At 68.6% G+C, this 18567-nt stretch carries 24 protein-coding genes and 1 pseudogene; 2 read left to right on the top strand and 23 right to left on the bottom strand.

Going from position 1 to position 18567, the window contains the following annotated elements; all coding sequences use genetic code 11:
• Nucleotides 1-29: 29 nt before the first annotated feature.
• From ACFC09_RS38015 to ACFC09_RS37955, 13 genes and pseudogenes are all read right to left on the bottom strand, one after another.
• Nucleotides 30-428, bottom strand: a complete 399-nt coding sequence (locus ACFC09_RS38015; protein ID WP_376536223.1) for a hypothetical protein — start codon at nucleotides 426-428, stop codon at nucleotides 30-32.
• Nucleotides 371-853: a hypothetical protein gene (locus ACFC09_RS38010; protein WP_376536221.1), complete on the bottom strand. Its 483-nt coding sequence runs from the start codon at nucleotides 851-853 to the stop codon at nucleotides 371-373. Before ACFC09_RS38010 ends, ACFC09_RS38015 begins: the two co-directional genes overlap by 58 nt.
• 83 nt (nucleotides 854-936) lie before the next feature.
• Nucleotides 937-1614, bottom strand: a complete 678-nt coding sequence (locus ACFC09_RS38005) for a hypothetical protein (RefSeq protein WP_376536219.1) — start codon at nucleotides 1612-1614, stop codon at nucleotides 937-939.
• Between the two features lie 129 nt (nucleotides 1615-1743).
• On the bottom strand, nucleotides 1744-2160 hold the full coding sequence (locus tag ACFC09_RS38000) for a hypothetical protein (protein ID WP_376536217.1): 417 nt from the start codon (nucleotides 2158-2160) through the stop codon (nucleotides 1744-1746).
• A gap of 29 nt (nucleotides 2161-2189) precedes the next feature.
• Entirely contained in the window at nucleotides 2190-2618 is a 429-nt protein-coding gene (locus tag ACFC09_RS37995; protein WP_376536215.1) for an HK97 gp10 family phage protein, read from the bottom strand.
• The gene (locus ACFC09_RS37990) at nucleotides 2618-3037 is read right to left on the bottom strand and encodes a DUF6093 family protein (RefSeq protein ID WP_376536253.1); all 420 of its coding nucleotides are present in this window, start codon (nucleotides 3035-3037) and stop codon (nucleotides 2618-2620) included. The genes ACFC09_RS37995 and ACFC09_RS37990 overlap by 1 nt, the downstream gene beginning before the upstream one ends.
• A 1-nt stretch (nucleotide 3038) precedes the next feature.
• Nucleotides 3039-3416 (bottom strand): hypothetical protein, encoded by a 378-nt coding sequence (locus ACFC09_RS37985; protein WP_376536213.1) that lies wholly within the window; start codon nucleotides 3414-3416, stop codon nucleotides 3039-3041.
• 56 nt (nucleotides 3417-3472) lie between these two features.
• Nucleotides 3473-4765, bottom strand: a complete 1293-nt coding sequence (locus ACFC09_RS37980; protein ID WP_376536211.1) for a UDP-glucose dehydrogenase family protein — start codon at nucleotides 4763-4765, stop codon at nucleotides 3473-3475.
• A gap of 140 nt (nucleotides 4766-4905) precedes the next feature.
• Complete coding sequence (locus ACFC09_RS37975) at nucleotides 4906-5289, bottom strand: MazG-like family protein (protein WP_376536209.1); 384 nt, start codon at nucleotides 5287-5289, stop codon at nucleotides 4906-4908.
• Nucleotides 5286-6104 carry a class I SAM-dependent methyltransferase gene (locus ACFC09_RS37970; RefSeq protein WP_376536207.1) on the bottom strand — a complete coding sequence of 273 codons (819 nt, stop codon included), beginning with the start codon at nucleotides 6102-6104 and terminating at the stop codon, nucleotides 5286-5288. The genes ACFC09_RS37975 and ACFC09_RS37970 overlap by 4 nt, the downstream gene beginning before the upstream one ends.
• Complete coding sequence (locus tag ACFC09_RS37965) at nucleotides 6101-7390, bottom strand: hypothetical protein (protein ID WP_376536205.1); 1290 nt, start codon at nucleotides 7388-7390, stop codon at nucleotides 6101-6103. Before ACFC09_RS37965 ends, ACFC09_RS37970 begins: the two co-directional genes overlap by 4 nt.
• The gene (locus ACFC09_RS37960; RefSeq protein WP_376536255.1) at nucleotides 7387-8676 is read right to left on the bottom strand and encodes a DNA polymerase subunit beta; all 1290 of its coding nucleotides are present in this window, start codon (nucleotides 8674-8676) and stop codon (nucleotides 7387-7389) included. The genes ACFC09_RS37965 and ACFC09_RS37960 overlap by 4 nt, the downstream gene beginning before the upstream one ends.
• Before the next feature lie 78 nt (nucleotides 8677-8754).
• Nucleotides 8755-8841, bottom strand: a pseudogene (locus tag ACFC09_RS37955) (NAD(P)-binding protein); the annotation flags it as partial.
• 124 nt (nucleotides 8842-8965) lie between these two features.
• On the opposite strand from ACFC09_RS37955, the gene ACFC09_RS37950 reads away from it, so the two are divergent.
• The gene (locus ACFC09_RS37950; protein WP_376536203.1) at nucleotides 8966-9454 is read left to right on the top strand and encodes an NUDIX domain-containing protein; all 489 of its coding nucleotides are present in this window, start codon (nucleotides 8966-8968) and stop codon (nucleotides 9452-9454) included.
• Between the two features lie 220 nt (nucleotides 9455-9674).
• Here the strand turns inward: ACFC09_RS37950 and ACFC09_RS37945 are convergent, their stop codons facing one another.
• From ACFC09_RS37945 to ACFC09_RS37930, 4 genes are all read right to left on the bottom strand, one after another.
• A complete protein-coding gene (locus ACFC09_RS37945) occupies nucleotides 9675-9839 on the bottom strand; it encodes a hypothetical protein (RefSeq protein WP_376536201.1) in 165 nt (54 codons plus the stop codon).
• Between the two features lie 159 nt (nucleotides 9840-9998).
• Nucleotides 9999-11165 carry a GntR family transcriptional regulator gene (locus ACFC09_RS37940; RefSeq protein ID WP_376536199.1) on the bottom strand — a complete coding sequence of 389 codons (1167 nt, stop codon included), beginning with the start codon at nucleotides 11163-11165 and terminating at the stop codon, nucleotides 9999-10001.
• Nucleotides 11162-12007, bottom strand: coding sequence for a DUF6415 family natural product biosynthesis protein (locus ACFC09_RS37935; protein WP_376536197.1), 846 nt, complete (start codon nucleotides 12005-12007; stop codon nucleotides 11162-11164). Before ACFC09_RS37935 ends, ACFC09_RS37940 begins: the two co-directional genes overlap by 4 nt.
• Nucleotides 12004-12480: an ATP-binding protein gene (locus tag ACFC09_RS37930; RefSeq protein WP_376536195.1), complete on the bottom strand. Its 477-nt coding sequence runs from the start codon at nucleotides 12478-12480 to the stop codon at nucleotides 12004-12006. Before ACFC09_RS37930 ends, ACFC09_RS37935 begins: the two co-directional genes overlap by 4 nt.
• Before the next feature lie 666 nt (nucleotides 12481-13146).
• On the opposite strand from ACFC09_RS37930, the gene ACFC09_RS37925 reads away from it, so the two are divergent.
• Nucleotides 13147-14103: a hypothetical protein gene (locus ACFC09_RS37925; RefSeq protein ID WP_376536193.1), complete on the top strand. Its 957-nt coding sequence runs from the start codon at nucleotides 13147-13149 to the stop codon at nucleotides 14101-14103.
• Between the two features lie 3 nt (nucleotides 14104-14106).
• On the opposite strand, the gene ACFC09_RS37920 is transcribed toward ACFC09_RS37925, so the two are convergent.
• From ACFC09_RS37920 to ACFC09_RS37895, 6 genes are all read right to left on the bottom strand, one after another.
• Entirely contained in the window at nucleotides 14107-15138 is a 1032-nt protein-coding gene (locus ACFC09_RS37920; RefSeq protein WP_376536191.1) for an NAD-dependent epimerase/dehydratase family protein, read from the bottom strand.
• Between the two features lie 98 nt (nucleotides 15139-15236).
• The gene (locus tag ACFC09_RS37915) at nucleotides 15237-15569 is read right to left on the bottom strand and encodes a hypothetical protein (RefSeq protein ID WP_376536189.1); all 333 of its coding nucleotides are present in this window, start codon (nucleotides 15567-15569) and stop codon (nucleotides 15237-15239) included.
• A gap of 76 nt (nucleotides 15570-15645) precedes the next feature.
• On the bottom strand, nucleotides 15646-16644 hold the full coding sequence (locus ACFC09_RS37910; RefSeq protein WP_376536188.1) for a DUF4331 family protein: 999 nt from the start codon (nucleotides 16642-16644) through the stop codon (nucleotides 15646-15648).
• An 87-nt stretch (nucleotides 16645-16731) separates the two neighbouring features.
• The gene (locus ACFC09_RS37905; RefSeq protein ID WP_376536186.1) at nucleotides 16732-17025 is read right to left on the bottom strand and encodes a hypothetical protein; all 294 of its coding nucleotides are present in this window, start codon (nucleotides 17023-17025) and stop codon (nucleotides 16732-16734) included.
• The gene (locus ACFC09_RS37900; RefSeq protein ID WP_376536184.1) at nucleotides 17025-18074 is read right to left on the bottom strand and encodes a major capsid protein; all 1050 of its coding nucleotides are present in this window, start codon (nucleotides 18072-18074) and stop codon (nucleotides 17025-17027) included. The genes ACFC09_RS37905 and ACFC09_RS37900 overlap by 1 nt, the downstream gene beginning before the upstream one ends.
• Nucleotides 18075-18088: 14 nt before the next feature.
• Nucleotides 18089-18505 carry a head decoration protein gene (locus ACFC09_RS37895; protein ID WP_376536182.1) on the bottom strand — a complete coding sequence of 139 codons (417 nt, stop codon included), beginning with the start codon at nucleotides 18503-18505 and terminating at the stop codon, nucleotides 18089-18091.
• Nucleotides 18506-18567: the final 62 nt, after the last annotated feature.

Here is an 18567-nt window from a genome sequence, read left to right as displayed (position 1 = left end):
TCCTCACATCATGGTCGTTTGTGGATCGGTCAGGGGTGTTCGCGGTGCTGGGAGCGCGGCAGGAGCTGGATCTTCACGCCGTAGCCGGACCGGTCGGCGGGAACACGGTCGCGTTCCTGCTCGATCAGCTCGCAGCCGGGGCAGCGCAGGGTGCCGGTGACGTAGGCGTGGGGATCGCCGCCGCTCAGGTGGTCCCACTCCTCCAGCCGGGTGTGGCACTCCGGGCACACCGACCGCTGCCACTGCGCCCATGCCAGCGCCTTCGCCCGGTCCAGCTCCGTCCACCGTCCGTCGCCGCCGAGGAAGTACGAGTGCGGGATACGGAACCGCTCGCACAGCTCCAGCTCAGCCCGCAGCTGTGCATCACGGCTCAGCCTTTTCCCAGGTCCACCCGGCTTTCCTGCTGGACCGACCAGGCCGCCTCCCACAGCAGGCCGGCGTCCGGCGCCGACCACGTGGACAGCAGCTCATCCGCTTCCTCCACGCTCATACCGTCGAAGGAGGCCGCCGAGATCAGCGCAGCCGGAAAGGTGTTCGGATTGAACACCGCACCTTCCGACGCCTGTTGCTCCGTCGGCGGATGCCTGGCGACGAGTTCTTCCAGCACCGGGCGCGGGAGCCCGAGAAAGGTGAGGAAGTCGGACGCGTCGTCCAACGTGGTGCGCGCCGTTTCAAGGGCAGCGGCAGCGTCAGCGGCACGCTGGGCGGCCTGTTCGTCTTCGGGGCTCGCTTCGGCGATCAGGCGGGCCCGCGAATCGACCGACTCGGCTTCCTCAACGCGCCGTCGAAGCCGTTCATCGTCGCAGACACGCAGCCTGCGCTGGGGCTGGGCACGCCCGCGCAGGCGTTCCATCTTGGCCGCCCACGCCCCCTCTGCCGTCTGTCTGGCGGAAGAGGAGGACGGCGGGCGGCCGGCTGATACGGACGGCGACATGCTCAAACCTCTTCGCCGTGCTCGCGGATGGTGGCGGCGGCCGCGGTGGTGCTCACGACGGTCACGTCGACGTGCTCGCCCTCGTGATCACCATGGCCGCTCTGACCGTGGCCGTGGCCGTGGCCGTGCTCGTCGTCGCAGTCCTCGTCCGGCTTCGGGAGGGTGTGGGGCGCATCCGGTACCGGGGCATCCAGGGAGGGCTCGTCAGTGATGGTGAAGTCGACCTTGAACTTCGCGGCCTCGTTGCCGGTCGAGTACGTCGCCGCGCGGGTCGCAACCTGCACGGGGAACACGTCGACCGATCGAGAACCGGGAAGATCGCCCTTGCGGAGGAAGACGACGTAGCCCTTGGCCCCCTTGGGCAGCTCCTGCTCGATCGCGTCCGAGAACCGGTCCTCGTAGAAGGTCAGGGAACTGCTGTCGGCCTTGTCGTTGCCCGGGATCGAGGAGTTGAAGGTAGTCCCCATATCGGGGGTCTCGATCGGCTCGTTCGTCAGAGCCCAGCCCTCGATGTCGCTGACGGCCTTCGTCAGGTCGAACCGGTTGGGCTCAGTGATCTCCGTACGCGTCGGCCGCCCTGGGTCGCCGACCTTCTTGAGCCAGTAGATCTTGGAGATGCCGCGCCGCAGGAAGCGAGTCTGAGTGGAAGGCTTCTTCGCGAGCTGCTTCGTCGTAGACACAGGTCCACTCCCGTTTCCGGGGCAGCGTCCCGTGCCGAGGCCCTGCCCCTTGAAGATCAAAGGGGTTCGCCCGGCTTGGGCCTGGCGTCCGCGTGGGCCTCCGCGGTAAGGAGCCGAAGAAGGATTTCTTCAGGCTGGGCTCACGGTGATTGTGAACCTTTGTACATAGGACACGATAGCGCCTGCCGCCGACACTGAGGGGTCACCTCCAGCGTCGTGATTCAACTCCCGGTCAATCAAGCGGCCTTGTGGGAGATGCAGGTCGTAGGTCCAGCGGTCATCGGTTCGGCCGACGACGCCGGCGCGGACGCGGTCGGCCAGCCACTGCACCTGGTCCTCGCGCTTGGCAACCGAGGTTACTTGGTAGGCCCAGGCCGCGTCTGCGTGCCAGTCCCAAAACGGCGGCCCGCTGAACTCGCCAGGCAGCGAGTCGAGGATGGTGTACGGCGCAATGGCGGGCTTCCACTCGCCCGATTCATGCTGCGTACGAGGCATTTCACCCACACCGCACGGGCGGCCCGTGGCCTCCACCAGAAGTGCGGCCAAGGCGCGAGTGACGGGGAGCCGGGCCGGAGTCACAAGAGCACCCCGTCCGCCAGGGCCTGGATGAACGCCGGTTCGGTTTGGCGATACGCAGGCTCGACGTGCGGGAACGGCGGCTGCCGGTAGTGCCTTCCCGCCGAGTCCACCCCGACGAAGCCGTACTCCAGTCGTCTCGCTTGCGGAGCGTCGGAGAACACCTCAGCGGTCACCTCTCCGCTGCCGATGCGCATGCGTACGTCCCAGGAGGCTCGGTACCGTCCGGTGATCACGTTCGGGCCCGGCCTGCCGCTCGCGTTCCGCTGGATCCGGACGCGCAGCAGCATGGCGTGATGACGCGTGATCGTCCGTGTGCGGGCGCGGGTGGCCGGCCCCATCCGGGCGAGCGCAGCAGCCAGCGCAATCGGGTCTCGAAAGGCGGTCGCGTCCGGGTGAGCGTTGGGATGCGGATTCGCCGTGGCCATCAGTCGATCACCTGGATCCGGACGATGCGCACCACGCTGTACGTGCCCACGGCTTCGTCGGAAACACGGAACCGGCGGCCGACCAACTGCGGATCCCGGGGGCCCGTGGGGCGGGCTGATCCGGCGACGCGGATCACATCGTCGCGCCGGAGCACCGGGGCATCGACAGGCAGCACGGCCTGGTAGTCGGTGATCGGCGGCTCAACCACCGCAGACCCGCCGACCGGCTGCGTGATGGCCGGACGGCCGAACGGCATCACCGCCCCCAGCCCGCCCCAGACCAGTTCCGCGTCCGAGGCCCGCGGCACCAGCCTGCCCGTGGTCTCGTCCAGCACATCGCCCGTACGGCCTGCGCTGTCCCGCCATACCTCCAGCCGGTCGTCCAGGACGCGGCTGACAACCCGACGCGCACCGTCCACATCAAAGGCCACGGGCCCACTCCCCGAGCTGGGTGAGCATCGCCTTCGTCAGCGAGTACGGCTCGGAACCAAGGTCGGGCCGGGCCAATGCGGCGCGCTCCAGGGCTTCAGGGTCGATCGCGTCAAGGAAGACGGCTGCCGCCGGGCCTGGATCGGGGAGATCGGCTATCCCGACGCGGGCCATCCCGGACCACTGGGTGTCGCCTCGGTCCGCGACCTGCAGCAGCACCTCGGGCCGATCCCCGGCGAAGTGGCTGATGGAGTACGCCTTGACGGCCCGCGGCTCGATGCGCGTGCCGTCGATCCTGATGTCGGCCTGGCCGCCTCGCGCGGTGATCTCCACCTGCCGGACGGCGGACGTGTCGTTTGTCTGATCCATCCGACCGATGCTAGGACGGCTGTCGGACAACGAAGGCGGGTCCGCCTGCGACGTCTTTACTCGGGGCGGATCGTTGCCCGGCCGACGCCCATGCAGGTGAACCCGCAACGGCGGAGGTGCTGCGGGTCGAGGAGGTTGCGGCCGTCGAAGAGGAGCGGGGTCTTCATGGCCGTTGCCGCCGATGCCCAGTCGACCTCCGCCAGCATCGGCCACTCGGTCACGATGATCGCGGCGTCGCAGCCCGTGACGGCTTCGATCACGGTCTCGGTGCGCTCCAGCCGGTCCCAGGGGGCTTCGGGGCGCAGCCGGGCCATCGGGTCCCAGCCGGTGAGTTCTGCCCCTTCGGACACGAGGCGGGAGGCGATGATCCTGCTCGGGGCTTCTCGCATGTCGTCCGTACCGGCTTTGAAGGTGAGGCCGAGCAGGGCGATCCGGCGTCCGCGGAGGCCGCCGAGTTCTTCCTTCAGCCGGGCGATGGCCCGCCTGGGCTGGAGGTCGTTGACTTCGATGACGGTGCTGAGGAGCTGGAACGGCTGGCCGCTGTTGGACGCCATCGCGCGCAGGGCGCGGGAGTCCTTGGGGAAGCAGCTTCCGCCGTAGCCGAGTCCGGCCCTGAGGAAGTGCGGGCCGAGGCGGTGGTCCATGCCGACTGCGGCGGCGACCTCTTCGACGTCGGCGCCGGTCGCTTCGCACACGGCCGCGATCTCGTTGATGAACGTGATCTTCGTGGCGAGGAGGGCGTTCGACGCGAGCTTGACCATCTCGGCGGAGGCGATGCTCATCGTCTCGACCGGCCCGTCGACGCCTTTGTGCAGGTTGGAGATCAGGTGGGCGGTGGCGGAGTCGGAGGCGCCGATCACGATGCGGTCGGGGTGCATGAAGTCCTGGACGGCGCGTCCTTCGGCGGTGAACTCGGGGTTCGAGGCATAGCCGACGCCGAGCCCTGCTGCGTCGAGCGCGGCGCGTACCTGGTCGCCGGTGCCGACGGGGACGGTGGACTTCATGACGACGGCCGCCAGGCGCGGGGCAGTCTTCAGGTCCTCGATGACGGACCAGACGCGGGAGAGGTCGGCGTCGCCGGAGGGGGTGGGCGGAGTGTCCACGCACACGTAGGCAACTTCGGCGTTCTCCAGTGCTTCCCGCGCGTCCAGGGTGAAGCGCAGCCGGTCGGCGTTGGCCTCCAGCAGTTCGCCGAGGCCCGGCTCGTAGATCGGTACTTCACCTCGGCGCAGGGCGTCGACGCGCGAGGGCTGGATGTCGCGGACGGTGACCGCGTGCCCCAGCTCCGCGAGGCACGCGCCGGTCACGAGGCCGATGTACCCGGCGCCGAAGACCGTGATGTTCCTCATGTTCACTTCCCGTGTCCGTGTGTCGGCTGGGGAAGAGGGCCCCAGGCGGTGTGGTGCCGATCGTCGGCAGGTTACCGACCGGGGCCCTGATCCCAGTAACTGTGCAGGTGACGACGCCGACTTACGGAGATCCGCTCCAACTATTCGTTGTCTCGGGGCGTCTCGACGGACACCGACGCCCCGGAGCGTTCGTGCACCACGCGTACGTGCTGCTGGAACAGCCCAAGGAGGTCGGGCGTCTCACCACGGCGGATGTAGAGGTGGGCGAGTGCACACAAAGCCGTCATCGCGACGTCGAGCAGTTCGTACTCGACGTGCTCCATGTTGTCGTTGACGCCTTTGCGCGGGTTGTGGCCGAGGGCTCCGACGAGTGCGGCGATCGTCTCGCCGGCTTCTTCGCTCACCTTGGCGACGCGCCCCCAGAGGAGGGCTTCGGGGGCGCGGGCGCGGTTGGCCGGTGCGGAGTCGATCCACTGCGAGACAGCGACGAGCAAGGTGTTGGTGTCGGCATGCGCCGCGTTCATGACGTCTCCGGCCGCTGGGCGACGGCGAGGATGTGCTGTGACATGCCCAAGATGGTGGGTTCCTCCTCGATGCGCCGTTGCACGTCGAGAACGTGCCGACGACGCTCGGGATCGGTCATGTGATCCCCGATGGCGGAGAGGAATTTGGCCGGACCCTCCACGGCGATGAGCGCCCGCACGGTGAGACCGGCTGTGCGGGCCTCGGCGGCGAGTTCGTCGGGCGTATGGAAGTAGGCCGTGGTCCAGAGCCGTTCGTCGCCGCTGGGGTTGCGGTACTCACCGGTGGTCATCTGGGTCTCCAGCGCCTCGGCGACACCGGGCAGCGGCATGTGGCCCGCGTCGAGGGCCTGCCAGCCGGAGTAGAAGCGGGACACGGCGGCGGCGACAACCACTCCTCCGGGGCGAAGGCAGCGGCGGGCTTCCTCCCAGGTGCGTGCCCGCTCGTCGGCCGCAGTGAGGTGGTAGAGCGGCCCGAGCATGAGCACCGCGTCGTGCTGCTCATCGACGGGAAGGTCTCGGGCGTCTCCGCACAGGGCGCGGTGCAGTCCCCGCTCCTGCTGCCGGGACGCGCGGGTGGCCTGCTCGACGTGGAGGGGCACGGGGTCGACGAGGGTCACGCGGTAGCCGTCGTCAGCCAAGGGCAGAGCGTAGGCTCCGGGGCCGCCTCCGATGTCCAGGACGGTGCCCGGCGGACGGGGGAGGTGGCGGGCGAGGATGTCGCGGGTGCGCCAGAACTCCACGGAGCGGCGGGCATCCTGGAGCCGTTGCTGTTCGAGGCCGAGGCCGTAGAAACCGAGGATCGCGGGATCGATCACTGGTGGACCTCCGGGACAGGGGCACGGCCGGTCAGCACAGTGCCCATGCGGGTGAGGTAGGCGTCTTGGAAGGCGCGGCGCTGGGCGAGGAGTGCCTCGTCCATGACGGGTCCGTTGTGGCGGTCGATGACGGAGGCGACAGCTCCGCCGACGGCGGGGGCGTGGCCGACGTAGCTGAACAGCTTGAGCTGCATCACGAGGAAGACGGGGGCCTCGGGCAGCGCGGGACCCACCGGGGTCGGCGTCAACAGGGTGAGGTTGTAGCTGAGGTCGGCCAGGGTCAGGCACCGGTTGGCGAACGCACGATGGTCGCGCAGTAGGTGCAGTTCCCGGTCGGTGACATCGCGCAGGACCCTCCGCAGGCGCATCAGCGAGATGCGGGAGACCGGCGACAGCCACGTCAGGCGGCCGAGTTGGTCACTGACCTGCTCGGGTGGAAGGAGCGTCGGCCTGGTCCATGGTGGCGTGGGCTCCGGGGAACCGGTGAACGCCCTTCGAACCTGTCGATACGCGCGGTCGGCTGCCTGGTGGAGGGTACGCAGGAGGTGCCGCCCCTCGTGAGTGGTGAGGAAGTGCCAGCCGGGCAGCTTGAGCTTGAGGCCGACGGGCAACAGACGGGCGGCGTCGTGGTGCGCGCTGATGGGCAGCAGCCGGGTTCCCCGAGGCAGAACGAACTGCTTGAGCGCGTCCCGTACAACGTGCTGCGCGAGGTAGGCGACAGGATCGACCAGTGAGCGCCGCAGACCCTCGTCCGAGATATCGCCCAGCGGCACCGGCCGCACTGCCGCGCGTACGGGCTCGGGGTAGAGGTTGAGGTGCCAGTGCATCGTCTTGTCCCACCACTGGCCGTTGTCCCGGTCGAGCGTCCCGTCAGCGTTCCAGCCGACGGTGACCTGTCCGCCGCCGAGCCGGAAGTTCTGGGCGGTTTCCGGCTCGGAGACGAAGCCGACGTACGTGACGGCGCCCTTGAGCAGGGTGGCGAGCACCGCGTCCGGGGTGTCCTCGACGTTGGTCCGTCGGCCGTGGTCACTGGCGACGAGGAGCATGATGTCGGGCAGGGTGTGAGGCCACGCCTTGTCGATGACGGCGACACGATCCGCGTCGCAGCCGTCCACGGCGTACTCCGCACGGATGTTGGGACCGTAGTAGTCCCGGTAGTTCCCCTCGTTGGACCGCTCGACCGGAGGCGACGGCAGGCGGGGAGCCGGAAGGCTGGGGTTCACCGGGAGGGCGAGCGCGCTGGACGGGTAAAGGCTGTCCGGAGTGCCGGACACCGTGCGCTTCACTGCCCCGCTCCGGCTGGAGTGGTGGGCTGCCCGGTGGCGATCGCCCGGGCGGCGGCCATGCCCATCATCGCCCCTTGCACGATGCCCTGAGCGATCCCCGCGGCGTCCCCGACGACGTACACCGGTAAGCCGGGGACACGGCAGCCGGCGTCGAGCGCGGGCTGCTCCCAGACAAACTCCAGCTCCGGTGCCACGACGAGGACTTTGTCCGCCAGGTCGCGCAGCGGGACGGCACTGCCGCCGTGCCTCAGGATCGAGCCCAGGACGCGGTCGAGCCCGGCGGTCAGGCTTGCGTGTTCTTCCGGCGTGAACAGCTCGTGGACGGGACCAGTGGTCAGATCGAGGACAGAGGGCTGGAACGGAAGGCTCGGCTCCAGCTCGGGCCAGGGCCTCCTCTCCGGAGCGCGCCCCAGGAAGCTACCCAGGGTCTGGGCGAACGGTCGACCGTCCGCGAGCTTGCGGTAGGTACCGAGGAACGACGCCTGCGCCTGACCGGCATCACCGCGGCCCTGGACCTGGCACAGGAGACCGAAGTTCGCCGCGAGCGGCCGGCCCGAGACGAGGCGGTCGGTCGTCTCGTGCCCGTCCAGCGTGATCACCGCTGGCCCGAAGGCGGTGTGGTAGTGCGTGAACTTCAATCGCCCACCGTTGGGCCCACCGCAGAAGCAGAAGGTCTTGACCTTGTTGGCGACAGTCGTGTCCCGCTGGCTGATTTTCAGGTCGGGGTGCTCGGCGCCGATCGCGGCCAGCAGCCGCGCGTCCATCTCGAACCGGACCCCGACGGAGAGGTCCGGCGGTGTCATCGGCACGCCGAGCCGCCGCAGCAGCGCAGCCGTGGCCGTCACCCCGCGACGTCCGGTCGCCATGACGACCCGCCCCGCGTGCACCTCCTCCATCCCGTCGTGCGTCCTGACGATGGCCGTCATGCCGCCGCCGGGGTACGGCCGGGCGTCCGTGAGTTCGCTCAGGTACCAGCGTTCGGCGGCCAACCCGTCGTGGCACGCCTCGATGACACGCTCAAGGTCACGCTCACCGACGACGGCGACCGGGTACTCGCGAATGGACAGGCCGTACGCGTCGAAGGACGACACGGCCCACCGGGAGAGGTCCCGTCCGGCCAGGACCGGCTGCCGGGGCAACCCGGAGGTGAGCCAGGCGTAGGCGTCCGCGCACAGGCGCTGTGCGACGGGTTCACCGAAGTGAGTGATCAACCGGCGCCCCGAAGGCAGGAGGCTGAGCTTCGCGCCGTCGCCGAAGTGCATGCTGCCACCGAAGCCGGAGATCACGTTGCACACTCCGCCACAGCCCGTGCACCGCAGCCCTCGGTCGACGGGGCACGGTCGCCGCCGGAAGGCTCGTCCCGCTTCCAGGAGGAGCACTCGAAGGTGAGGTGCGCTCGCTTGAAGTGTGTGCGCGCAAGCCAGGCCCGCGGGCCCGGCGCCGGCGATCACGACGTCGTAGTGGTGTTCCACAGTCAACCCCTTCGGTTTCCGCCGCCCCCGCTCCGCCGGGGCTCCAGCGACAGCAGTGGCAGACTCGGCACGGCAGTTGATGGATCAAGCGGAGTGGAGCGACATGGCGGCACAGCAGCTGACGTATGCCGAGTGGCTGGACTCGATGGCGCGCAGTACCTCAGCCGCGGCGGTCGTCTTCCACGACGCCGATCTCCGGCTGCTGTTGCTGCACGCCACCTACGAGGACTCGTGGCAACTGCCTGGCGGGACCGTCGAACACGGTCAGGACCCCTGGCAGGCCGCCGTCCGCGAAGTTTTCGAGGAGATCGGCCACCGGCTCAGCGACGCTCCCCGGCTCCTGGGAGTGGACTGGTACCGCCCGGACGGTCTCGACCCGTACGCCCAGTTCCTGTTCCGTGGCCCGCGCATCGACCACGAGACCTTCTCGGTCACGCTGTCCGACGAGCACGATGCCTGGGGACTGCACACCGTGGAGGAGTGGGAACCGCTGATCGGCCCGGCCCAGGCGGCTCGCCTCCGGCTCGTACGCGAAACCCTGCTCAGCGGTGAAGCCCTGTACCTCCAGGACGGGGCTGCCGTACGTTCGTGACGGTTCCGCCTGGCCCGGTGTTCCGCGCTCACCTGTTGCTCCCCCTCCTTCAACCCGGATGGCGTGTGCGGGGGACAGGCCAGGGTCCCCCGCACACGGCCCTTCCGATGACGGGCCTTGTGCCAGGCCCGTCGCCGGGTCTGGCGCCCTGGCTGTAACGCGCAGCAGCTGGGGCGCTACCCGCTCGTGGTGTGTGACGTCCCGAGCGGGAACCACGGGGTCAGGCAGCGGTCTGGTACTCCCGAGCGGCCCGGTCGAGGGCGGCCACGACGTCGATCCTCTCGTCGTGGTGCCGCTTCTCCTGACGGACGTAGGAGGCGCCAACGACGGTGATGGTGCCCGATATGGCGACACCCACGAGTACGACAGCAGTGGTGATCTTCACTCTTGAGCCCTTTCGGCGGTGGATGGTTGGTGACCGGGTGGAACAACTCTTCGTCCAACGCGCAGGGGCCCTTGGAGCAGGCGGGCAAGGTTCTGCGTCGGCCGGGCGAAGACGGCAGGTATGGGGGAAGGGCAGGAAGGATCGGCGAGGGGTCGGCGGTCATACGGCATCCCCCGCAAGATCGAGCAATTCGAGACAGGACGCGGCCAGGCAGGCAGTTCGCCACAGCCGACCGCTGGACTCCCCGGGCAGGACGGCGAGCGCGGTTATCGCGGCCCGCTGCAACACGACGTGCGTCCCGGGGACTTGTGGATGCCGGCGTGCGGCGAGCGGGAGGAGGTATGCCACGACGGCGGTCAGGGCACGGTGCGTGTGGCGCAAGGTGTCGGGGTGCGGGATGGTGCGGGTGTTCCACCAGGCGTGAGCGCGTCGGCAGGTCTCGCGAATACCGCTGTAGCTCGTGTCTGCGTCGGGCAACGCCTTCACCCCCAGCCGGGGCAGCAGGCCGTCCGGGTCGGGGGCCTCCGCGACCGGGAAAGGAAGCTGTCCGCGTACGACGGCGCGTGTACCACGCTGTACGAAGACCACGCCTTCGTCGTGCAGGAGATGCAAGGCATTGACGAGGACGGGGGCAGGGATCGCCAGAGCACGCGCCATGACGCCCTGGGTCGGAAGGGCCGTGTTCGGGGGGTATACGCCGGCCTGGATGAGTGCTTTGATCCACTCGGCAGCTTGGACGCCACGGTCGGACAGAGTGGCGCCTGCAACGCGGATCTGGCCTCCGGTCCCGATCGTGACGAGCCCTTCGGCTTCGAGGTCGCGAGCGGCCAGGACTATGCGGCTCGCCGACGCCGGGCCACAGCCGTTCTCGGCGGCGATCCTTCCCGCACTCAGGCTGGCACCAGGCGGGTAGACGCCGGTGGTGATGGAACGCCGCATCCGCCGTGCGATCTCCTCGACACCGGGGCCCGGTCGGCTCGCTTCGTCGAGCGCGCGCAGGAGACGGCCGATGGAAGCACACAGCTCCAGCAGCGGCGGTTCAGCGGCACCGTCGCCCACAGGCTGAACCGCCGCGATCAGATCGTGCCACCGCTCCTGGGCCGCCAGAGACGTGACAGCGCCCCGGAGACGGGTCTCAGCGGCGGGCAGCCAGCAGGCAATGAACCGGTGCACGGCCTGCCGGTCGTCCGGCTGCTCGGGCCGGGACTCGAAGGTGTTGACCAGCCGGGTGAGAGCGGACCGGCCACCCCTCAACTCCCTGTGACTCGGAAGGTGTTCGGACATACCGAGGGAGTCGTGCGCGGAGGGAGTGGTGTCGGTGGTCATGATGGCGCTCCGGACCTGACGTTGGTCGGCTGAGGGGCGATGCCGCACGGATTGGCGAGCGGGAGGCAGGCGACGCGATGCACGGTCCACGTCCACCGCTCGGTAGGGGCATCGGCGTAGAACACGTAAGGCTCGCCGCGCCGCAGAAACTCAACCGCCGTACGGAGAACGGTGGGGTCGCCGAGCCACGCCCACATGGCGTGGAAGGTGTCGCGGTCGAAGGACACGCTCGTGGATCGGACCGCCTCACGTACCCACTCGATCGCCGGGCCGGGCAACGGGACGGTCAAGTCGGTGAGCAGGACCGGCAGCGGCGGGTCCGCATGACACCAGAACGTACGGGGCAGCGGGCCGCTCACGACTCGTCCTCCGCTGTCGTCAATGTGGTCGAGGAGTTCGGACGCGGCCATCGCCAGCAGGCGCAGATGTGCCCGGTCTGCTACGAACTCGCCCACAGGTTCACGTCCCCGTAAGGACTCGGCGCGAGTGACGGCCGCGGTTACGTCCGGGTACGACGGCCACGCGCGGTCCCGGGCGATCTCCACGAGCTGACCGAGCAGCCGGTCCAGCCGAGTCATGCTCCGGCCCAGCTCGAGAACTTCTGCGCTGTCCGGTTCCGGAATCTCCTCGACCGGCGGCCAGCGGCGCAGCACAAGGCCGTGCTTCTTGAGCCGGTGCTTCGGACCGGCCACTCCGATGGGCCCCGCCATCGCCCCGAGAACCGCGTCGAGATCGTCCTCCAGGTCCTCGTCGTGGAGGAACGCCGACCGCAGCGAGTCCAACAGCGCGGTCGCGCCCTGAGCAAACTCCGCCTCGGGAAGTCGAGCCGGCAGGAGGATCACTTGGCCTCCCGTGCCGTCTCGCACCGGAAGATCGCCCAGGTCTCTTGGCCTGTGCTGCCCCAGTCGTCGGCGAACGCCTCGACAAGCGCCATACCCCGGCCGTTCTCATCGTCGGCCCCCGCCCGCTTCAGGACCGCTGGGGCGGGATTCCCGTCGGTCACCGAGACGGAAAGCACGCCCTCAACAGCACGGATCGCCAACTCGACCGGGTGGTCGCCACCGTACTGAACCGCGTTGGTGACCAACTCAGACACCACCAGCACCACGTCGTCGGCCACCGGCTCACACACCCCCGATCGCACCAGGAATCGAGCCGCCGACGCACGCATGTCCGCCACCGCCGGCGGGTCGGGCAGGAAGGCCGCCTGAAAGGTGTGCGCCTGTATCTGTGCGGCAGAGTCTTGGGGCCAAGCTGCTGTGCGCGGCTCGACCAGGCGCCCCGGGCAAGTACGAGAGGTGGTGCTCTGGCTCATGACGGCCTCGGCTTCGTGGGGAGTGCTGACCGGGCCTCGCCATCTCAAGACGGACTGACAGAGACGTCGAGGGGAGGTCCAGGTTTCCCCTGAAGTGCTAGGCCGACCATGTCACCGGAGGTATCACCTGCATCTCGTCGGGTGACCTGGGTATCACCGACATGTCATCTGGACCCCACTTGCATTCAAGATCTCTACCGAGCAAGCAAGCTGAGCAATAGTTGGAAATAGGGCTTGCTGCCCAGGCCGATACGGGTCGGCCCATCGATACCGGCCAGAAGGGAGCCGTTGCAAATGGAAGCGCGGACACTGCTTCAACTGCTGGTCTGGGAACGCGGCTGGGCGTACCCCCGCTTCAGGCGAGAGTACGAGAAGGCCGCACGGGAGTTATCGGCCGCGGCCGGCCAGCGTCCTTCCACAGCAACAGTGGAGGAGCAGACCTTCCGCCGATGGACCGCAGGGCGAGTGAAAGGACTCCCCAACCAGCCTGCACCCGAGATCCTTGAGCACATGTTCGGCCACAGTGCCCGGGCCCTCCTCAGCCCGCCTGTTGGGCCGTCATCCAGTGCTGGCTGCGCACCTACGATCGATGAGAGTGATCTTGTAATGACTGCTCGTGATGCCGCTTCTCACGCAGGGGACGCCGCGTCCCTGAACGTGCCGGACATGACACTCGACCAGCTTGGCGACGACATCGTCGCCCTGGCACGGGAGTACAACCGAACGTCTCCCTTCGAGGTCTATCGCAGGGCCAAGGATCTGCTGGGCATCGCGCAGTCGCTGCTGGAACGAACGCAGGTGCCACGTCAGCGGGAGCGTGGATACCTGGCGGCGGGTCAATCGGCTGCCGTTCTCTCCGCAATCTGCTTCGACCTGGGATCGCTCCCCGCCGCGGTCTCACTGTCTCGGACGGCTGCGCTGTACGGCCAGGTGATCGAGCACGGTCCACTCCAGGCGTACGCGCACGGTGCGCTTGCGTTTCTGGCCTTCTGGGGCGGTCGCCCGGCAGACTCCGTCCGCCTCGTGCGCACGGCGCAGCAGTTCGGCGGGCTCGGCGACACGGCCAGGACACGGCTGTTCGCGATCGAGGGCCGTGCCCACGCGCACCTGCGTGATCAGGCGGCAGCGGAGAGGGCGGTACGGAGCACGCTCGACCAGAGCACCGGTTCGCGAGACGACCTGCACGACGGCGTTGGCGGGGAGTTCGGGTTCCCGAGGGACCGAGTCGCCATGAGCAATTCCACTACCTATCTCCTGCTCGGAGACGCCGACGGCGCCGAAGAAGCCGCGGACCAAGCCCTTCAACTTCTCAGCGCCAAACCCGAGGATCAGCGTCCCCTGCTCATCTCGACCCAGGCGCATGTGGACCTTGCCCGCGCCCGACTTCTGCGAGGCGAACTCGACGGGGTTCAGGCGGCCCTTGAGCCCGCCTTCAACGTGCCGACCGAATGGCGCGGAGCCGGAACACTCGAACGCATGGCGGCAGTTCGCGTCGGCCTCTGCCGGCCGGAGTTCCATGGGGCCGCCGAGGCGATCGCGCTCGGGGAGCGGATCGAAGAGTTCACAGCAGCCGCATCGGCACAGCGGCTGGGTGGAACACCGCCTCTCGCCATCGAGCCCTGACCGTCACGAGCCAACCTTCGCGAGGATTTCCTCCTCCTTCTCCGTCGAGATACCGTGCTCGGCCCAACGGGGGTGTTCGACCGGCAGGCCACCCGACTGCATCCACTCCCAGGTGTCAGCCACGGTCTCGGCCAGCGGTCGGCATCGCAGCCCAGCCGCCTGCGCGCGAGACGAGTTCACGTTCCATGCGCCCGCGTTGGTTCGCCAGAGCGGAAGTTCCGTCCACTGCTGCACCTGGTGCTCGATCAGAAGATCATCCGGCGCCCAGACCAGTCGGCCCCCGCTCCCGGTGGCATCGAGGCAGGCCGTGAGGAAGCCGCCCATCGTCTCGCGGCCCAGGGGCGCGGTCACGTTGAACTCCCCGCCGACCGAGAACGCCGCCTGATCGAGCGCGAACTCCGCCACATCCCGGACGTCCACCGGCTGGATCGACTTCGCAGGATCTCCGGGGGCGATGATCGCCCCACCCTTGGCAGTGCGTCGTAGCCACCAGGGAAGTCGGCCGACGTACTCTCCTGGGCCCAGGATCACCCCCGGGCGCAAGATTGAAACCCGAGGAGCACCGAACACAGAGGTGGCGGCGCGCTCGGCACCGGCCTTCTGGCGCCCGTAGTACCAGTCGGGCCCGTCCCAGTTTGTTGGCAGTCTCCCGTAGTCCGCGTCAGCGTCGGCGGGCGCGTCCAGCAGTTCGGAAGACTCCGTCAGCGGCTCGTTCGGCCACCCGCGGTAAGCGTTCACGGTCGAGACGTAGACGTACCTGCTCGCCACAGGCTCCAGCACCCGAGCACCGGACAGCACATCCCGCGGAGCAAGCTCGGAGGCCGAAGTATCGATCACGGCGTCCCAAGGGCCCTGCTGCCCAAGCCGGAGCAGGTCCTCGCGCACAGTGCGGTCTCCGTGAATCTCACGGGTCCCGTCCGGCACGGTACCGGACCGTCCCCTGTTGAAGGCAGTCACCGACCACCCACGCTCAAGGGCGGTCTGGGCAACGGCCCGGCCGAGGAACCAGGTTCCGCCGAGAACCAGAATCTTCATGATGCCGATTCTGCCCGCTCGCTCACCCTCAGTGCCACAACTCCCGAGGCCAGGATCCTGCGGTGTCGGGCGTTCTCGCGCGGTGGCTGCCTTCGCTGTCACCGGTAGCCGCGGGTGGGTGTCAGCCAGGCGACTTGGATCAACTGTCCGCCGTCCTCCGCGTCGTCGCCGGGCTCGTCTGGAGCCGGAGCCTGCCGTACTCCCTCGATCTGTCGCTCGATCCCACGAAGGTTCTCCTGGAGGTCCATCGTCACGACGCCGTCGACGGTGACCTTCAGCGGGTCCGCCAGAAGCCTCGCCCGCCGCTCGCCCAGCACCTCCAGGGCGACGGCACGCACCGACCGCAGCCGGAACAGACGGCGCTCCAGGTCAGCCGGGTCGGAGTCCGGTCCGAGTTGCGCCAGTAGCCACGATCGCTGGAAATCGTCCACCAGGTCCTCCTTCGCCAAGAACCAGGACGACCCGGCACCGGAGACATCCCGGTGCCGGGTTGTCCGGAGCGCGGTCCTATACCGGCTCACTGAGGTAGGGAAATTCCGGGCGCAGCGTGCCGGTGCCGGAGTCGGCGTCCAGCCCGCCGTCCACCGGCTTGTGCAGAACCAACTCGTACATCTCCTCGGCGATGTTCTCGACGAGGTTGCGTCCGTTGCGCCGACCGCCGGTGAACTGTGCGCTGGTGCCGATGCAGTAACGGAGGATGTCCGGCATCAGGATGTCGCGGACCTCGGCCGCGTACTTCTTGGCGTTGCCGTTGTACCCGTTGGCGCCGACGGCTGTGGCGATCTTGTTCTGGATCTGGTCGCCCCAGGTGGCGTCGTCGAGGGCGGGCTCGGTGGCGGCGTAGGCGTCGGTCTCGTTGAGGCCGAGGATCGTGGAGGTCAGGGGGATGGCGGCGCGATCGGTCTGGCGCCAGGCACCGCCGGCGTCGGTGGGTACGGCGATGGCTCCCCAGAACCCGATGGCCATGCCTCGGAAGAGGTAGTCGGGGATCTCGACCACGATGGCGTGGACGTTGCTGTCAGCGAAGAGGTTCCTGGCCCGGTCCGGGTTGTAACTGCCCAGGTCCAGGGCGCTGGCGTTGACCACGGAGGTGCGGACCGCGGTGACGACGGAGGGCTCGATGTAGAAGGGGTCACCCGCGACACCCGCCCAGAACCGGATGCCGCCCAGGCCGGTGGTCTCCCTGCCCGTCTTGGTACGGGCGAGAACGACACCGTCGGCGTCGCGGTTGCAGGCGTCGGGGCCAGGCAGGAGGGAAAGGGTGGCTCCCTGCCGACCGCGCCAGTCGTGATCGCTGAAGGTGGCGCGCAGGGTGAAGTCTTCGCGCCCGTCACCGGTGACATCGATCTTGAGTTCGTAGACCGCTTCGTGGTGGAAGCCGTTGCTGCCGCCCGGATTGGTGTTCATCACGAACACCGTTCCGGTGGTGCCGCGGAAGAGATAGACGTCGCTGATGTCCAGGCGGGGGTCGTTCTTGGCGCTAAGACTGTCGAGATGGTCAGACATGCGAACTCCATGGCAAATGGTCAAAAACATGGGGGCGGACGGAGACGTGGCTCCACGTCATGGCCGTGCCTCCGCCGCGCAAGGGGGCTACTCGGCGGCGGACCGTGCCCGGCGCTGCGTCGTTCTCTTCGCGGCGCCCTTGTCCGCGGCCTCGGCGGTGTCGGGGGACTGACCGGCGTCAGGCATGGGGGTGACGGGGACCGGTTCCTCGGCCTCTGCTGCCTCCGGACCCTCCGCACCCGGTGCGACGTCCCACGCGTCCGGGTTGGTGATCAGGGCGGCAATCTGCGGATCAGGGCGCTGGCCGGGCAGGAGGACCATCTCCTCCCGGGTCTGCGGGTGCCGCACGTACACGGCCGCGATCAGACGAGGTACCGGCATCACAGCACCTTCGCCACGATGTGCGCGTCCGGCGTGTGCATCACGGGCATGCCGACAGCGGCGCCCTTGGTCCAGATCTGGACCGGGTCATCCTGCACGCCACGGGTGATGATCAGGCCCGGCGCGTCCTCCCGGACGATCTCCGGATTCGAACCGCGGGACAGAACCAGCGCCTCGGCCGTCACGCCGAACATCGTCTGCGCCCACTTCTCCCGCTCCGGCGGCACCAGGATCCACAGGTCCTCCGGCAGCACCTTGCGCGGCTTGCCGTCCACCCGTACCTGCGCCTTGTAGAACTGGATGGGCGGCAGGCTGTAGTTGCCGCGCACGACGTTGATCTGCTGCGGGGTCAGCGTCGCCGTCGGCGTGGTGGACGGGTTCACGCTGCCGTAGTACGCGGCCCGGTAGGCGTTGTTCGCCGCGAGGAAGCTGAACGCCTTCCGGCTGGTGAGCACCAGCTCCGGCTCCGGGGCGCCGATGTCATCGAGGTGCTGGATCCACCGCAGCTCGTCCGCGATCGGATCGGAGGCCGGATCGGACCACGGGCGCGCGGCGACGGGCATGTTCTCGGCGGGAACGTTCCAGTCCACCTCCAGCGTCAGCCCGTTCTCCTGCACCAGAGTGAACTTCCCGTCCACGAGCACGTCACCGGCGGCCAGCTCCAGCCGGGACCGGATGGCCTCCACGTGCCGTTCGACGTCGTCGTACAGCAACTCGATCAGCCGGTCCTGGTCCGCACCGCGGGAAGCCTCCAGCAGGATCTGCTCCTGCTCGCCGACCACGAGTTTCTGACCGAGCGCGGGCAGCGCACCCTCACGGGAGGTCTGCCACGCCTCACGGGTCGCGAACGGCACACTCGCGTCGAACGCCCGGTACTTCGCGACGTTCACGTACCGGCCGGAGTCCTTGACCCGCCACTTGACCTCCGGCAGCACCATCGTCGGGAAGATCGTCTCGGTGAGCAGGAAGTCGGCCGGGGTGGGGATCGCGCGGGCGAACGTCGTCAGGTCAATGGCCTGGACGTCCTTCAACAGGTCCTGAATGGTCACAGCTCAGCCCCTGCTCACGCGAAGCGGACCTGGGCGGCCCGCGGGTGCCAGACGAGCTGCGACACGTCGATGCCACCGGGGATCAGGGACGCCTTCACCGATCCGTGCCACAGCAGCGCGGCCGGCACCCGGGTCTGCCCCGGTGCGAACGGAGCCTCCGTGAAGACGAAGCCGCGCAGAACCTGGCGCCCGCAGGTGGCTTCCGGGTCGTAGGGGCCGTACAGCTTCGACTCGCTGACCAGACCGACCGGAACGCCGGAAAGGACCCGGCCGTACGGCTCGCAGTCGTGGCCGCACTCGTAGTGGACGCCCTCGGTGAAGAGGTTCAGGTCGAGGGTGATCGTCACCGTGGAGTCGGTGCCGTGCAGTGAGGTCAGCCACTCGCGGTTGGCGGTCAGATACTCGGACTTCGAGACCGGCTGGATGGTCATTCTGTAGCTCCATGGACGTTGCGATCAGCATGCGCGCACCGCCCATGGGGGCAGTGCCGTCC

It is taken from the genome of Streptomyces sp. NPDC056161 (assembly GCF_042268025.1).
Taxonomy (GTDB): domain Bacteria; phylum Actinomycetota; class Actinomycetes; order Streptomycetales; family Streptomycetaceae; genus Streptomyces.
The sequence above is the reverse complement of the archived record's forward strand: the minus strand, read 5'-3'. Positions and strand labels throughout refer to the sequence as shown.

Coding starts and splice junctions, on each gene's coding strand:
- ACFC09_RS38010 (WP_376536221.1), bottom strand. CDS start 853: ATGGAACGCCTGCGCGGGCGTGCCCAGCCCCAGCGCAGGCTGCGTGTC.
- ACFC09_RS37995 (WP_376536215.1), bottom strand. CDS start 2,618: ATGGCCACGGCGAATCCGCATCCCAACGCTCACCCGGACGCGACCGCC.
- ACFC09_RS37985 (WP_376536213.1), bottom strand. CDS start 3,416: ATGGATCAGACAAACGACACGTCCGCCGTCCGGCAGGTGGAGATCACC.
- ACFC09_RS37980 (WP_376536211.1), bottom strand. CDS start 4,765: ATGAGGAACATCACGGTCTTCGGCGCCGGGTACATCGGCCTCGTGACC.
- ACFC09_RS37975 (WP_376536209.1), bottom strand. CDS start 5,289: ATGAACGCGGCGCATGCCGACACCAACACCTTGCTCGTCGCTGTCTCG.
- ACFC09_RS37950 (WP_376536203.1), top strand. CDS start 8,966: ATGGCGGCACAGCAGCTGACGTATGCCGAGTGGCTGGACTCGATGGCG.
- ACFC09_RS37940 (WP_376536199.1), bottom strand. CDS start 11,165: ATGACCACCGACACCACTCCCTCCGCGCACGACTCCCTCGGTATGTCC.
- ACFC09_RS37930 (WP_376536195.1), bottom strand. CDS start 12,480: ATGAGCCAGAGCACCACCTCTCGTACTTGCCCGGGGCGCCTGGTCGAG.
- ACFC09_RS37925 (WP_376536193.1), top strand. CDS start 13,147: ATGACACTCGACCAGCTTGGCGACGACATCGTCGCCCTGGCACGGGAG.
- ACFC09_RS37920 (WP_376536191.1), bottom strand. CDS start 15,138: ATGAAGATTCTGGTTCTCGGCGGAACCTGGTTCCTCGGCCGGGCCGTT.
- ACFC09_RS37910 (WP_376536188.1), bottom strand. CDS start 16,644: ATGTCTGACCATCTCGACAGTCTTAGCGCCAAGAACGACCCCCGCCTG.
- ACFC09_RS37905 (WP_376536186.1), bottom strand. CDS start 17,025: ATGCCGGTACCTCGTCTGATCGCGGCCGTGTACGTGCGGCACCCGCAG.
- ACFC09_RS37895 (WP_376536182.1), bottom strand. CDS start 18,505: ATGACCATCCAGCCGGTCTCGAAGTCCGAGTATCTGACCGCCAACCGC.